The 13,694-nt window shown below is 44.8% G+C and carries 13 protein-coding genes; 6 read left to right on the top strand and 7 right to left on the bottom strand.

Features of this window, described 5'->3' with window-relative positions; translation table 11 throughout:
* Positions 1–133: 133 nt before the first annotated feature.
* The gene (dxs, locus tag CHRO_RS20365) at positions 134–2,044 is read right to left on the bottom strand and encodes a 1-deoxy-D-xylulose-5-phosphate synthase (protein ID WP_015156111.1); all 1,911 of its coding nucleotides are present in this window, start codon (positions 2,042–2,044) and stop codon (positions 134–136) included.
* Positions 2,045–2,418: 374 nt separating this feature from the next.
* On the opposite strand from dxs, the gene CHRO_RS20370 reads away from it, so the two are divergent.
* Positions 2,419–3,309, top strand: a complete 891-nt coding sequence (locus CHRO_RS20370; protein WP_041462558.1) for a trypsin-like serine peptidase — start codon at positions 2,419–2,421, stop codon at positions 3,307–3,309.
* A gap of 19 nt (positions 3,310–3,328) precedes the next feature.
* Positions 3,329–3,718, top strand: a complete 390-nt coding sequence (locus CHRO_RS20375; protein ID WP_015156113.1) for a hypothetical protein — start codon at positions 3,329–3,331, stop codon at positions 3,716–3,718.
* 88 nt (positions 3,719–3,806) lie between these two features.
* Here CHRO_RS20375 and cobS read toward each other — a convergent pair whose 3' ends face one another.
* The 3 genes from cobS to ftsH3 form a co-directional block, all read right to left on the bottom strand.
* Complete coding sequence (gene cobS, locus CHRO_RS20380; RefSeq protein ID WP_015156114.1) at positions 3,807–4,559, bottom strand: adenosylcobinamide-GDP ribazoletransferase; 753 nt, start codon at positions 4,557–4,559, stop codon at positions 3,807–3,809.
* Between the two features lie 133 nt (positions 4,560–4,692).
* Complete coding sequence (ebsA, locus tag CHRO_RS20385; RefSeq protein WP_015156115.1) at positions 4,693–5,067, bottom strand: type IV pilus biogenesis protein EbsA; 375 nt, start codon at positions 5,065–5,067, stop codon at positions 4,693–4,695.
* A 233-nt stretch (positions 5,068–5,300) separates the two neighbouring features.
* Entirely contained in the window at positions 5,301–7,139 is a 1,839-nt protein-coding gene (gene ftsH3, locus CHRO_RS20390; RefSeq protein ID WP_015156116.1) for an ATP-dependent zinc metalloprotease FtsH3, read from the bottom strand.
* A gap of 272 nt (positions 7,140–7,411) precedes the next feature.
* Between ftsH3 and CHRO_RS20395 the strand changes: the two genes are divergently transcribed.
* On the top strand, positions 7,412–8,269 hold the full coding sequence (locus CHRO_RS20395) for an EamA family transporter (protein WP_015156117.1): 858 nt from the start codon (positions 7,412–7,414) through the stop codon (positions 8,267–8,269).
* A 43-nt stretch (positions 8,270–8,312) separates the two neighbouring features.
* Here CHRO_RS20395 and CHRO_RS20400 read toward each other — a convergent pair whose 3' ends face one another.
* Positions 8,313–9,146 (bottom strand): aminotransferase class IV, encoded by an 834-nt coding sequence (locus CHRO_RS20400; protein ID WP_015156118.1) that lies wholly within the window; start codon positions 9,144–9,146, stop codon positions 8,313–8,315.
* Positions 9,147–9,335: 189 nt separating this feature from the next.
* Between CHRO_RS20400 and CHRO_RS20405 the strand changes: the two genes are divergently transcribed.
* Positions 9,336–9,590 (top strand): DUF4212 domain-containing protein, encoded by a 255-nt coding sequence (locus CHRO_RS20405; protein WP_015156119.1) that lies wholly within the window; start codon positions 9,336–9,338, stop codon positions 9,588–9,590.
* A 9-nt stretch (positions 9,591–9,599) separates the two neighbouring features.
* Complete coding sequence (locus CHRO_RS20410; protein ID WP_015156120.1) at positions 9,600–11,276, top strand: sodium:solute symporter family protein; 1,677 nt, start codon at positions 9,600–9,602, stop codon at positions 11,274–11,276.
* A gap of 61 nt (positions 11,277–11,337) precedes the next feature.
* Here CHRO_RS20410 and CHRO_RS20415 read toward each other — a convergent pair whose 3' ends face one another.
* Together CHRO_RS20415 and CHRO_RS20420 are read right to left on the bottom strand one after the other, a co-directional pair.
* On the bottom strand, positions 11,338–11,943 hold the full coding sequence (locus CHRO_RS20415) for a hypothetical protein (RefSeq protein ID WP_015156121.1): 606 nt from the start codon (positions 11,941–11,943) through the stop codon (positions 11,338–11,340).
* Positions 11,944–12,074: 131 nt separating this feature from the next.
* Entirely contained in the window at positions 12,075–12,815 is a 741-nt protein-coding gene (locus tag CHRO_RS20420; RefSeq protein WP_015156122.1) for a hypothetical protein, read from the bottom strand.
* A 396-nt stretch (positions 12,816–13,211) separates the two neighbouring features.
* On the opposite strand from CHRO_RS20420, the gene CHRO_RS33895 reads away from it, so the two are divergent.
* Positions 13,212–13,688, top strand: coding sequence for a tetratricopeptide repeat protein (locus CHRO_RS33895; protein ID WP_015156123.1), 477 nt, complete (start codon positions 13,212–13,214; stop codon positions 13,686–13,688).
* Positions 13,689–13,694: the final 6 nt, after the last annotated feature.

A 13,694-nucleotide genomic window follows, 5' to 3' on the forward strand; every position in this document is an offset into this window, starting at 1 on the left:
TAAATTCTTATATATCACTACTCACTACCTACTCTACTCACTCATAACAAATGACGAATGAGGAATGACTATTTACCAATTACCAATTACCAATATAAAAAAGGTGGGCGATCGCCCACCTCAAAATCAAAAATTACGAACCTACAGGAGATAACTGCTGGCTGAAGAACGCTTGACGCACGGTTTCAGCAATTTGCGGACTGGTCAAACCCAAATCGGCTTTCGATTCATTTGGTTCGGCGTGATCTACCAAAGTATCTGGTATGCCAATTCGCTTGACAGGAACGACAACATTTGCATCGAGTAAAGCTTCGGCTACCGCAGAACCAAACCCACCCATCAAGCAGCCTTCTTCTAAAGTCACGACGCGCCCGATTTGCTGCGCTAGAGGTAGAATTAGCTCTGTATCTAAGGGTTTGGCAAAACGAGCATTAATTACCGTGGCTTCAATCCCATGTTCGCGCAAAATTTCTGCGACTTGCATCGCAGGGTGAACCATCGCACCAAAACCAATCAGTAAGAGATCGTCCCCATGTCTGAGGATTTCCCCTTTCCCAATTGGCAAGGATTCCCAACCTTCCTCCATGAGGGGAACGCCGTAACCGTTACCACGTGGATAACGCATGGCGATCGGTCCATCAGTGTAGTTAACTCCAGTAACGACCATCTGCTGCAACTCAGCTTCGTCTTTGGGAGCCATCAAAACCATGTTGGGCAAGCAGCGCAGGTAGGCAATATCGTACATACCTTGGTGCGTCGGACCGTCAGACCCCACAATTCCCGCCCTGTCCATACAGAAAAAGACGGGTAGATTTTGGATGCAGACATCGTGGACTATCTGATCGTAGGCACGTTGCAAGAAAGTCGAGTAGATAGCTACTACAGGACGCATTCCCTCACAAGCCAAGCCAGCGCCTAGAGTGACGGCGTGTTGTTCGGCAATCCCAACATCGACATATTGTTTTGGTAGCTTACTCGCCAGTTTATCCAGTCCCGTTCCAGTTGCCATTGCTGCCGTAATCCCAATAATTTTGGGGTTATTTTCGGCTAGTTTGACCAAAGTATGAGCAAAAACTTTAGAGTAGCCAGGGGGTTTGGGCTTGCTGGAGGGTATGGCTTTACCCGTTGTCAAGTCGAAGGGAGATTGGGCGTGGTATCCCACTTGGTCTTTTTCGGCAATCTCGTAACCTTTCCCTTTAACTGTTGCAACGTGGACGAGTACTGGTCCTTGGATGTGATGTGCTTGCTCGAAGGTCGCAATCAATTCTGCCAGATTATGACCGTCTACTGGTCCGAGATAGGTGAATCCGAGTTCTTCGATGATTGCTCCAACTTTTGACACGGCTAACCGCTTCATGCCACCCTTAAGCCGATGCAGTTCGGGGGTGAGAGATTCGCCAACAAAGGGAATGTGTTTAACTTGTTCTTCTAAATTATCGGCAAGAAACTGTACTGGTGCAGAAAGACGCATTTTATTTAAGTAACGAGAGATTGCACCAACATTCGGTGAAATTGACATCTCGTTATCGTTCAATATCACGAGTAAATTTGTCTTAGGCAAGTGTCCGGCGTGGTTGATCGCTTCAAGTGCCATACCACCTGTTAGCGCTCCATCACCAATAATTGCTGCGACTTTAAATTTATCCCCCTTGAGATCTCGTGCCAGTGCCATTCCCAGTGCAGCAGAAATACTCGTAGAAGCATGACCCGCGCCGAAATGGTCGAATTTGCTCTCACAGCGCTTGAGATAGCCAGCGACTCCATCTTTCTGCCGTAGAGTGTGAAACTCACTGTATCGACCAGTAATCAGCTTGTGCGGATAGGCTTGATGTCCGACATCCCAAATCACCTTGTCGCGATCGAGGTCTAATGTTTGGTATAGCGCTAGGGTCAATTCCACCACGCCTAGCCCTGGTCCCAGGTGTCCGCCACTAGCGGCGATCGTTTGCAAGTGTTTTTCGCGAATTTGACGAGCAATCTGTTGTAACTGACGAATCGACAAACCGTGCAACTGATTAGGATGGGTGATTTCACTCAGGTGCATATTGGGTGTTCCCTCTGCGTTGCGTCTTGTGCTTCACCGCTCGACTGTTGCCAACTGTCTTGGGTGGAGTCGTAGAGGTGAAGTATGTATTCCTTCCTCAATGTAAAAGATTTCGGGTGCAATGCATATTGGTAAATATTTTGTGTTCAGATATTTACCGCGATCGCCCTCTCTAGCTATACCTTAAATTCACATCCTACAGGTTATACCCGAGTTTTAGTCATTAAATTGACATAAAAAGTTGTTGCCTTACCAAGGCTTTAACTCTACTGTGAAGATTGGGTAAATAGCTAGTAAACGGTAGGAAATATGTCATCTACCTTATGTATTAGCTTTCATCCACAAATTAAGGATTATGGATGAAGGTACTCGTTATGAGTAAAAATCTTAATTGCTTAAAGTTTTTGACGAAAAACCGTAGGTTAACTGCCACTATCTTATCGCTCGGCAGTTGTTTGGGAGCGATCGCAACCACACTCCAATCCTCGCAAGCATATATCATCGGGCAAGACGACCGCGTTTTACCTGCGTATCAGTGGTTGACAGTATCGCCGCCTAAAGCAGTGGGGCAGTTAGAAATTCAGAAGGCAGATGGGCAATGGGGAGTTTGTACTTTCACCGTTGTCGGTCGTAATATTGGCTTGACAAATAGCCATTGCGTGAGGGATGAACAAGGCAGGATACCAGTACAAGCCAAAGCTTATGTCGTACGCTATGGCACGACTCAATTAGCTATAGCAAATGTTGACGCTTACTGGACAGGGCTGCAAGCTTTTCCTAAGAACATAGAAGAATGGCGACGGGATTGGGCAATTATCCGGTTCACCACAAATTTAGGAGATGCCACGGGTTGGTATGGTAACGTCGAGTGGAATCCAAACGACATTAGCAAAGCAGGAGACACTGTTGTCGGTCAGCCCACAAACTACATCGGTTATCCTACTGATTGGCCCACAGATCCAGCTTTGAAAGATTATCAAGGGTACTTACCAGCCTTGCAAGCTGGCTGTAATATTTTGGGTAAAGATCCACAGCTAGAAATTCTCATACACGACTGTGACATCACGCCAGGAACCTCTGGTTCATCGATGTTCTCTGCGGTTTCAGAAACAGACTTTCGGACTATGGCTTTGAATAACGGCTACGCCACGGCTACTGATGGTAGACCGATTAGTACGGCAGTACCTCTAGAGCGGTTTATGCCAGCTATTCTCAAACTGAGAGCCACAGGAGCAACTAACGACACCGCAGTCCCTGTTCCATAGGTTAACTCAATCGCCATCAATGATAAACAAGCAAAACCAATACTTACTATTATTAGGGTTAGTCACGACATCAATATCGGTCGTTGCAACCGCATTTATTTCAAGTGCCAGTGCTAACGAGCTACTCTGCTACCTTCAAACTCGGGATGGTAAACAAGTGGATCTTTCTCAAATGTGCAACAAGAAGACATCTCCCACTCCCGCCAAACCTGAGACTACGAATACAAGCCATCCTACTACCGCTCCTGGCAATCTACAAACAGGTCCTAACCAGTCCAAAATTCCTGTTATCGATCCCAAAATGCCAGCCAAAGTTCCTCTTGTCATTAAAGACAAACCATCTGCATTGTGGAACTCCATTCCCGATCTACCTTATCCTGCAATCGAAGGACGGACAATTCGGCATTAAATGAGTAGCTAGTGGCTAGTGGCTGGACTCTTTTCTTGTTATCGATTCCACTAGTCACTAACAACTGATAACTGATAACTAACAACTATCAAAAAGCTGTCAACAAGCACAGAAACACAGCTTCTGTCCATTCTACGATCGCACCGTAGGTATCTCCCGTGTGACCGCCTAACTTATAATTGAGCCAAGCTCCAGTTACAATCGCGATCGCGCTTCCACCTAATGCCATAGCAAGAGACGCTACAATGCGATCGCGGTTTAGCAAGATTTGTACTCCACTAAGACCGAGTAATAATAACAGTCCTGGCAATAAATCCCAATAAGACCGAATCGCTGCTTTGTGAAACGCTCCTTTACCTGTAGGTTTGAGATAAGGATAACAGGCGATCGCGACTTGTTGTCCCCATCGTCCCCAACCACAAGCTGCCATCAATATTAAAGGGCGATAAGTATCGAGATCGGTTAAGGCTGATATTTTTAATATTAGAATGGCGATCGCCACCATTGCTCCAAACGCACCTGTAACGCTATCTGCCATGACTTGTAAGCGTCTTTGCGGATCTTGTACTGCCAAGCCATCAGCAGTATCCATTGCACCATCTAGGTGCAGTCCCCCAGTAATCGCCATCCAACTCGCGACAACTACAGCACTGCGAGTTAGTATGGGTACGCCTAATAAAAATAAGCCCAGATCTAACAATCCCAGAATTCCACCAACAATCAAACCTACCAGCGGTACAAGACACGCTACGCGCTGAAAGTCTAATTTCAACTTAGGAATGGGCAGACAAGTATAAAATGCGATCGCTGCTAGAAAATCTAATCCAAGTTTTAATATCACAATTTACAAGTCTCCCTTTCTAAAGGGAATTGAGGGGGATATAATCTATGTTCTCACCCTCAAGCGATCGCGCCACCAATTATCGATCGCTAGCAGCTAATTGCTCATAACTACTCATAAAAATCACTATTTGCTATTCTTCAATACGGAGGAGTTTGCGGTAAAAAGGTTTAGAAAAATCTGTACTGCGGCTGCGCTGAAAATTGAGAATGACATCGATTAAATGATCGATATATTCCGAGCTTTGCATTAGCAGCTCGTAACTCAACTCGGCATTATTATCAAATTGTAGCCGACACCGGATCAGGTCTGCTGGTAATGTGGAAATATTCCAAGTTGCTATAAAGGGAATACCATCCGCGCCTTCAATTCTACGCTGTCCTTCCATCACTCCTTTTTTAAACAAACTGATGGCAAGAGGTAAGATATTACGTTTATTGCCTTGAAAATATGGAAGGTAAACTCTTAATTCTTGCTGATTGGCGGGTTGAAGTTGTTGAATGGACATAGGTGTTAGGGGATAAAATTTACTGGTAGTTGTTGGTTGTTGGTAATTTTGTAGAGACGTTACATGTAACGTCTCTACACTAATAATTGTTTGCTATTTTTCAGTATTCCCAGAAATTACCCTATGACAACACTTACTCGCTGCAATAAAAAAGGTGAGCCTTGCCCACCCTACTATTGAAATAAAAAAAAGGTGAGCCTTGCCCACCCTACTAATGTTGATGTTTTGAACAACTATGCGATCGCAGCCGTTCTAACATCGTTATTTGCTAACAACTCTTGCAGTTCGTCTGCGTCTACGGTTTCTTTCTCTACTAGCATTTGGGCTAGCCGATCTAGAATGGCACGGTTGTCAGTTAGGACTGATTTTGCTCGCTTGTAAGCGGTATCAACGAGCTGATGCACTTCTTCGTCAATGACGGCGGCTGTCTCTTCGGAAAAGTCGCGTTCGGCAACGATATCGCGTCCGAGGAACATATTACCTTGTTGACGACCCAAGGCAACAGGACCAAGGCGATCGCTCATACCAAAACGAGTAATCATTTGTCTGGCGACTCTAGCGACTTGTTGTAAGTCGTTGGATGCACCAGTGGTGACTTCTTCTTCGCCAAAGATAATTTCTTCGGCAATCCGACCACCTAAAGCTACAGCCATCTGATTTTCTAAATACGAACGGCTGTAAAGTCCGGTGTCCATCCGGTCTTCGCTAGGTGTGAACCAAGTCAAACCACCAGCACGACCGCGAGGAATGATGCTAATTTTCTGTACGGGGTCGTAGTCTGGCATCAGCGCCCCTACGAGAGCGTGACCGGCTTCATGATAGGCAACCAGTTGCTTGCGCTTTTCGCTCATCACGCGGTCTTTCTTCTCTGGACCTGCCAACACGCGATCGATCGCGTCATTGACTTCATCCATCGAAATTTCGCTCAGGTTACGTCTAGCAGCTAAAATTGCAGCTTCGTTCAATAGGTTCGATAGGTCTGCACCTGTAAAACCTGGGGTACGACGGGCAATTCTGTCTAGATCTACGTCTTTTGCCAAAGTCTTGCCACGGGCGTGAACTTTGAGGATTTCCAAACGTCCGGCGTAATCGGGTCGGTCTACAACCACTTGGCGATCGAAACGACCGGGACGCAATAACGCTGCATCAAGTACGTCTGGGCGGTTAGTCGCAGCAATAATGATGATTCCAGTATTGCCTTCAAAGCCATCCATTTCGGTGAGTAACTGGTTCAGGGTTTGCTCCCGTTCGTCGTTACCACCACCTAAACCAGCACCCCGCTGCCGTCCGACAGCATCGATTTCATCGATAAATACGATACAAGGTGCGTTTGCCTTTGCTTGCTCGAATAGGTCGCGGACGCGAGACGCACCCACACCAACGAACATTTCAACGAATTCAGAACCGGAAATTGAGAAGAAGGGAACGCCAGCCTCACCCGCTACAGCACGAGCCAGCAGGGTTTTACCCGTCCCTGGAGGTCCAACTAGCAATACACCTTTAGGAATTTTCGCCCCGACTGCGGTGAAGCGATCTGCATTTTTTAGGAAGTCTACAACTTCGTTTAATTCCAATTTGGCTTGGTCGATTCCAGCCACGTCGCCAAATGTTACCTGAGTTTGTGGCTCCATTTGTACCCTGGCTTTAGACTTGCCAAAGTTCATTGCTTGGCTGCCAGGACCATTTTGGGCGCGGCGTAGTAAAAAGAATAAGCCAACTAAAAGCAAGACGGGGACAAATAAGCTACTGAGGGCTTTGAACCAAAAACCTTCATCGGTTTGAGGTAGAACCGCAATATCAACTCCTCTCTCCGTCAAGATCGAAATTAATTCGGGGTCATCGGGTAAATTAACGATGACTTGGCTGCCATCTTGAGGCTTGACAAGCGCCCTGGTGCGATCGGCACTAAGTCTAACCTGAGCAACTCTACCTTTTTCAACTGCTTGTATGAAATCGCTGTATCGCCATGTCTCTCGACTCTGAGGCTGTTTGTCAAAGAACGCCGTTCCCAGCGCAATGACCACAATTGCCAGTAATGCGTACAGCCCTGCGTTTCTCCACCGTTTATTCACCGAGGGTTAGCCTCCTAAAGCTTACGGGCAAGGGCGTTTTTTTCTTATGTTAATTAATTTTAATCTACCTTAGAAACTTGCCACTTGTCAGGTATCAATTATCAGTGACTGGTGGCTGGTGACTGGCGGCTAGACATAACAATTCAGTTTCCAGCCACTAAGTGCTAGCCACTAGCCACTATTCTCAGGGGTGATTTGTTGCAGCGGCTGATGTTGAATTATGGTTGATTGGGGTTACGCGATCGCACTTCGATCGACGATGTTGGTGAACGATGAAAAAGATTGGTTCTCAGCCTACTCTATCGCCTACAACTTTGGTGCTGCTGTCGATCGCCTCGACTCAGTTAGGTTCGGCGATCGCGAAAACGTTGTTTAGTACGCTCAGTCCTGCTGCTGTGGTGCTGTTACGGGTGGGTTTTGCAGCGGTAGTGTTGCTGGTGCTATGGCGATCGCAACTTAAGGGCATTCAGCGCCAGAACTACGGGGTGCTAATTTTGTTTGGTTTGTCTTTGGGTTTGATGAATCTCTCATTTTATTTGGCGATCGAGCGGATTCCGATTGGCATTGCGGTAGCGTTAGAGTTTATCGGACCTTTGGGAGTGGCGATCGCCAACTCTCGGCGCTTGCTCGATCTGTTGTGGGTGTTGCTGGCTGGATGCGGGATCGTGTTGCTGGCTCCAATTGGTGGTTTGAGTGTCAATCTGACTGGAATTATTTTGGCGCTGACAGCGGGAGGATTTTGGGCGGCTTATATTCTCCTTTCTGCCAAAGTGGGGCGGGTTGTTCCTGGCGGCGTGGGGCTGGCTTTGGCGATGGCGGTGGCGGCGATCGTCATGTTGCCAATGGGGATTGTGACGGGTGGCTCGGCGCTGTTAAATCCACAAATGCTATTAATTGGGTTTGGGGTGGCGATTCTTTCTTCGGCGATTCCGTACTCGTTTGAGTTAGAGGCGTTACGGTGGCTACCTGTAAGGGTGTTTGGCGTATTGTTGAGTTTGGAACCCATGGCGGCGGCTGTTATTGGTTTTCTTATTTTGCGGGAAACTTTGGAGTTACGGGCAGTAATGGCGATCGCGTTGGTGACGGTTGCGGCGGGTGGGGCTTCTCTTTATGGGAGTGGGAGAGGATAATGTCGCGCAAAGGCGCTAAGGCGCGAAGAGGAATAGGAAGATTTCATTCGTGCTGAAATAGTTTTTGTAAGTTCGTCAAAGCTGGATGATTGGGGTTGTAGTTTAGCTGATTTATTTTTTCTTGCCCTCGCTCCTCACTCCTGACTCCTCGCTCCTCAAATATGGTGTGGATGGGAATAACTTCTACTATGCTGTTGCTGTAGGCGATCGCTTCCATTTTGGCAACTACGTCTGGTGTCCAGGGTTTTTCCATAACTGGTTGATTTTGATTTTTGAGCCAGTCTATGAGTTGCGATCGCATGACTCCTGGTAAAATTTCTGCTTCTAGTGGTGGTGTCCACCAGTTACCGTCTTGCCATCCCCACAAATTACCTGTGCTGGTTTCTAGCCAGTTACCGTTGGCATCGACAAGAATTGCTTCGCTGGCTGTTATGTGTTGGGCTTTTGTCTTGGCTAGCCACGCACCTAAGTAGTTACCTGTTTTATGGGTGGGTAAAAAGCGGTGAAATTCTTCTCCGAATATTAAGCTAGCTGCTACCCCATGTCTTTGCTTTTCTGTCAAGTCCCCTGGTAGCGATCGCCCAGTTATCCACTCTCTGCCGTCAGGAAAGATTGTGACTCTCAATACGGGAAAATCTTGCAGTAAGATTTCTGCCCCTTGTCGAACTTTCTGCCAGTTTGGTTCTTGCCAGTCTAAGAATTGAATGCTGGAGCGGAGGCGATCGCAATGCCTTTTCCAGTTGGTTAAGGAGCGATCGAGCGACTGACAATAAACTCGTAGCGTAGTAAACACGGTTGCTCCATACAATAAACCTGGATCGTCAACCGCTAACTTGATGACATTTGTTGTGATTAAGTCGCCGTTATACCAAAAAATTGCCGTTGCCTCAGTTTACTTGTCTTTAAGTTTTAATTTCTTTGTCAGTTAATTCATACTTTCTTGCAACTGAAAAGCAAACTTTTTTTGTAATGATTAGATTGTTAAGTTTTAAACTATTTTTACAACCAAAGCCTTGCGTTTTTACATCTTAATTCATATCATTTCACAAATTCAATTTATAAAACTATGGATAGAGATAGACAAGAAGCATACTGGCGGGCAAACACGGCTTTAATTCGGAATCTATTAATTGTTTGGGCGCTGGTATCCCTGGTGTTTAGCATCCTGTTAGCACAGCCGTTGAATGCAATCCGACTTGGAAGCGTTCCTCTAGGCTTTTGGATGGCACAGCAAGGCTCGATCTTAACTTTCGTAGTATTGATTTTTATCTATGCTTTTCAGATGGACAAGCTCGATCGCAAATATGGGATTAGAAAGTGAGGGAAAATCATGTCAGCAGAGCTTTGGACGATTATTTTAGTTGCCCTCTCTTTTCTACTGTATCTTTACATCGGTTGGCGATCGCGCGTCAAAGATAGTTCTGGCTTTTACGTCGCTGGGCAAAATGTCCCTCAGATTGCAAACGGTGCTGCAACTGCGGCAGATTGGATGTCGGCGGCTTCTTTTATCTCGATGGCGGGGTTAATTTCGACTCTGGGCTACGATGGCTCGATTTATCTGATGGGTTGGACTGGCGGTTACGTGTTGCTGGCACTCCTACTTGCTCCATATCTGCGCAAGTTTGGTAAGTATACCGTGCCGGATTTTGTCGGCGATCGCTATTATTCTAATGCTGCTAGGTTAGTCGCGGTTGTTGCTGCTTTATTTGTCTCTTTAACTTATGTCGCCGGACAGATGCGGGGTGTCGGAATTGTTTTCAGCCGCTTTCTCCAAGTCGATATCAGCACGGGTGTGATTATTGGGATGGTGGTAGTGGCGTTCTTCTCAGTTTTGGGCGGAATGAAAGGCATCACCTGGACGCAAGTAGCCCAGTATGGTGTATTAATTGTGGCTTATTTGATTCCAGCAGCGGCGATCGCCTATATTCTGACGGGCAATCCGATTCCGCAACTCGCCTTTACTTTTAGCGATATTGTAGGCAAATTAAATCAAATTCAGTTGGATTTGGGTTTTCAGGAGTACTCGCAACCATTTGCTAACAGATCTCAGTTGGACGTGCTGTTCACTACCCTCGCCTTGATGGTGGGAACGGCAGGACTACCCCACGTTATCGTTAGATTCTACACGGTTCCTAATGTCAGGGCAGCACGTTATTCGGCTGGTTGGGCGTTGTTATTTATCGCCCTACTTTATACCAGCGCTCCCGCCTTGGCAACTTTCGCCCGTTACAACTTAATTAGCACTTTGCACAACCAGCCAATTACCGAAGTGCGACAGTTAGACTGGGCAAATAAATGGGAAAAAACCAAGTTATTAACCTTTGACGACAAGAACAATGACGGACGAATTGAGCTAACACCAGATAAAAATACGAGCGAAATCACGATTGACCCCGATATTATTGTCTTATCTACGCCAGAAGTGGCTAGGTTAGCCCCTTGGGTCATCGGACTGGTCGCTGCTGGGGGATTAGCCGCAGCTTTATCTACGGCTAGTGGTTTGCTGTTGGTGATTTCTAGTTCTGTGGCGCACGATATTTACTACCGCATCATTAATCCCAACGCCTCAGAAACCCAAAGGGTGTTTGTCGGTCGGATTATGGTCGGGTTAGCCGTGGTGCTGGCGGGATATTTTGGGATTAATCCGCCGGGTTTTGTGGCGCAAGTGGTAGCGTTTGCGTTTGGGTTAGCTGCTGCTAGCTTTTTCCCTGCCATTGTTCTCGGGATTTTCGACAAACGAACGAATCGAGAAGGGGCGATCGCAGGTATTGTAGTCGGTCTAATCTTCACCCTATTCTACATCGTCGGGGTAAAATTCTACGGAATGCAACCTTGGTTATTTGGGATTTCTCCTGAAGGAATTGGTACGGTGGGGATGATAATTAACTTCATCGTCACGCTGGTGGTTTCACGCCTGACTCCACCACCACCAATTGCCGTACAAGAAATGGTAGAAGATTTACGCTCTCCTGCAGGTGCAGAGTTACCAGTTGAGTCTGTGCATTAATTTTTCTATTGTAGGGGCGCACAGCCGTGCGCCTTTATAATTGTGCGCCTCTACCATGTTTTTATCCTAGCGTGAGGTAATCTAGTCGTTCAAAATCACTGCGCTCTAAATTCTCCAATTCAGGACCCAGCAGCCGCAAATAACCTTGTTGATTCTCAACTCGACGTATAGCTGGGATATAAATATCTTGCTCAACCATAAAATCGTAGATAAATCCGTATACACTTCCCATGTCTTCACGTTGAAGCTGACGATTTTGAGATTGGAAGTAAAAAGAAATATCTTCTTCAAAGTCTAGCGTTTCTATAAAGTTGCCATTTTCATATAATTCATATCCAATATAGCCACCCGTATCGCTCACTCTATAGTAAACTGTGCGAGTTTGTAGCAAGTTAGAAAGAGTTTGAGCATCCTTTTTTTGAAGTGGAGTACGGTACGGTACAAAACCAAATTCATAGATCGATGTCCAAGTTTGTTCTCTAAATTGAAATACAATAAAGCCTTGACCTGTAGTTACTATTTCGCGATCGTATATATCTTGCTCCCATCTATTCGCCTGCCTTACTCGAACAAAGGCTGATGCTACAGATTCTATTGGGGCTTTAACGAAAACAAAAGTTTGATTTAAATCAATAGATTCAATCCCTCTGTTCTGTTCTAGAGTCATATGTTTGTCTAATTAAAACAACGAGATGAAAGCATTAATTTGAAGGAATATAAATAAATGCATAGGGCAATGATAACACTAAGCCCTATGCTTATCTTAAAATATAGCTCAGATAATCTCTAATCTATTAATTAATCTGGATCTGAATTTGATGGATTCAAGAAAAGTCTTCCAGGCATTCCAGGACCTATTGATTCTGGAAGCGTTAGATTGAGAATATAAACTTCAGGATTTCTCAGCGAGGCTTGACCAAGCTGGAGGTTATTGAAACTACCTGGAACTTCACAGCCTATGGCGTGCCAGACTCCTACACGTTTCGTAGAAGCTTCTAGTGTGGTTCTAAGACTAATCTGTTTTACATCTGCGGTAGTAAGAAAAATAATTGCTGGTATTCTTCCTGCATCTGCTGCATCACTCCTACTAAGAGCATCAAGAAAACCTAGAATTTGGTAATCATCATAACTAGGGGGTAGTAAACCTCCACTTAATGCTTTAACCTCATAAAACACGCTCTCGTCATATGTTAAAGGTGAACCCAAAGGAAGGTTTTGAATTACAAGTGGAAGCACCCCATCTGGTACTACGTTTTCTAATTTACCATTTGTCTTGTCTCTCCTTTGGGGTGATTCAAATTTGTCGGTATTTTCTGGAATTGGAGTACCTGGTCTGATTGTAGCTAGCGCAAAGTTTTGAAAGGCTATTGGAGCCCGCCCCACTGGTATTCCTTGATCGACGGCAATTTCATCAAGTCGAGCTTTAGTTAATGCTGTCTGAGAGGGCTCGGCGCAGAACTGAGCTTGTGCCTTAAAATTTACACCATTAATTGCAGTTGCGATACCGATAAATATGGTAGCCTTTTGTAAGTAATTCATAGCTGAAAGTCATATAAAAATTGAAAAATATTTAGTACTTTGTCGTGCAAAAAAGTATGCAAATAAGCTCTACCCTGATGGGTAAGGACGCTCAAATTACTTTTATCCATCACTAGTAGATATCTTCAAAGCGTGAATTATATGCACGAATATCTTGGTGGATATCTTCATGGATTGACAAAGGTAAACGCTCAAATATAGAGCAGTACAACAAAGATGTAAAATAAACTTAACTCTATTTTTCTCAATACTATAAGTGTGATTTTACTGAAAACATTTACTCGCACTTTCTAGCTAACTTAGGTAAAATTACAGTAATTTTATAAAATTGATTATGCTTTGATAGATAAAAAGCAAAAATAGTAATGTAAAGTTTATACATAGGTGGTATAAATAATGATTAAGTTTTTATATTTGGTTGCTACTGTTTTTTCTACTACAATGTCGATTCTATCTTTTCTTCAAAATGTGTCAACAGCTCAAGAGTATCCAGGTTGCTTTATAATTGGTTCAGACGGCAAGATAGTTAGCCTTGACCCTCTATGCAAAAAGCGTAATGACGAGAAGAAATTAAGAATTGCAATGAAAGCCAACGAACTTTATCATCAGGGAATTGAATTAGGTCGTAAAGGATTTTATAAAGAAGCAATTTCTAATTATACTCAAGCGATCAAACTCAATCCTAACTTTGCAGAGGCTTATGTTTCTCGTGCTATCGTTCGCTATTTACTTGAGGACAAACATGGAGGAGTTGAAGATCTTCAGTCAGCTATTGATATCTACAGAACTCAAGGAAAATCAGAAATAGCTGATATACTTTTAGGGAGGTTGCAAGAGTTTCAAAGAGATATTCAAATGGGTGAAGAGTTATAAATGGTT

Origin of the sequence: Chroococcidiopsis thermalis PCC 7203 (genome assembly GCF_000317125.1) — a bacterium.
Lineage (GTDB): Bacteria > Cyanobacteriota > Cyanobacteriia > Cyanobacteriales > Chroococcidiopsidaceae > Chroococcidiopsis > Chroococcidiopsis thermalis.

Coding starts and splice junctions, on each gene's coding strand:
- dxs (WP_015156111.1), bottom strand. CDS start 2,044: ATGCACCTGAGTGAAATCACCCATCCTAATCAGTTGCACGGTTTGTCG.
- CHRO_RS20370 (WP_041462558.1), top strand. CDS start 2,419: ATGAGTAAAAATCTTAATTGCTTAAAGTTTTTGACGAAAAACCGTAGG.
- CHRO_RS20375 (WP_015156113.1), top strand. CDS start 3,329: ATGATAAACAAGCAAAACCAATACTTACTATTATTAGGGTTAGTCACG.
- ebsA (WP_015156115.1), bottom strand. CDS start 5,067: ATGTCCATTCAACAACTTCAACCCGCCAATCAGCAAGAATTAAGAGTT.
- CHRO_RS20395 (WP_015156117.1), top strand. CDS start 7,412: ATGAAAAAGATTGGTTCTCAGCCTACTCTATCGCCTACAACTTTGGTG.
- CHRO_RS20405 (WP_015156119.1), top strand. CDS start 9,336: ATGGATAGAGATAGACAAGAAGCATACTGGCGGGCAAACACGGCTTTA.
- CHRO_RS20410 (WP_015156120.1), top strand. CDS start 9,600: ATGTCAGCAGAGCTTTGGACGATTATTTTAGTTGCCCTCTCTTTTCTA.
- CHRO_RS20415 (WP_015156121.1), bottom strand. CDS start 11,943: ATGACTCTAGAACAGAACAGAGGGATTGAATCTATTGATTTAAATCAA.
- CHRO_RS20420 (WP_015156122.1), bottom strand. CDS start 12,815: ATGAATTACTTACAAAAGGCTACCATATTTATCGGTATCGCAACTGCA.
- CHRO_RS33895 (WP_015156123.1), top strand. CDS start 13,212: ATGATTAAGTTTTTATATTTGGTTGCTACTGTTTTTTCTACTACAATG.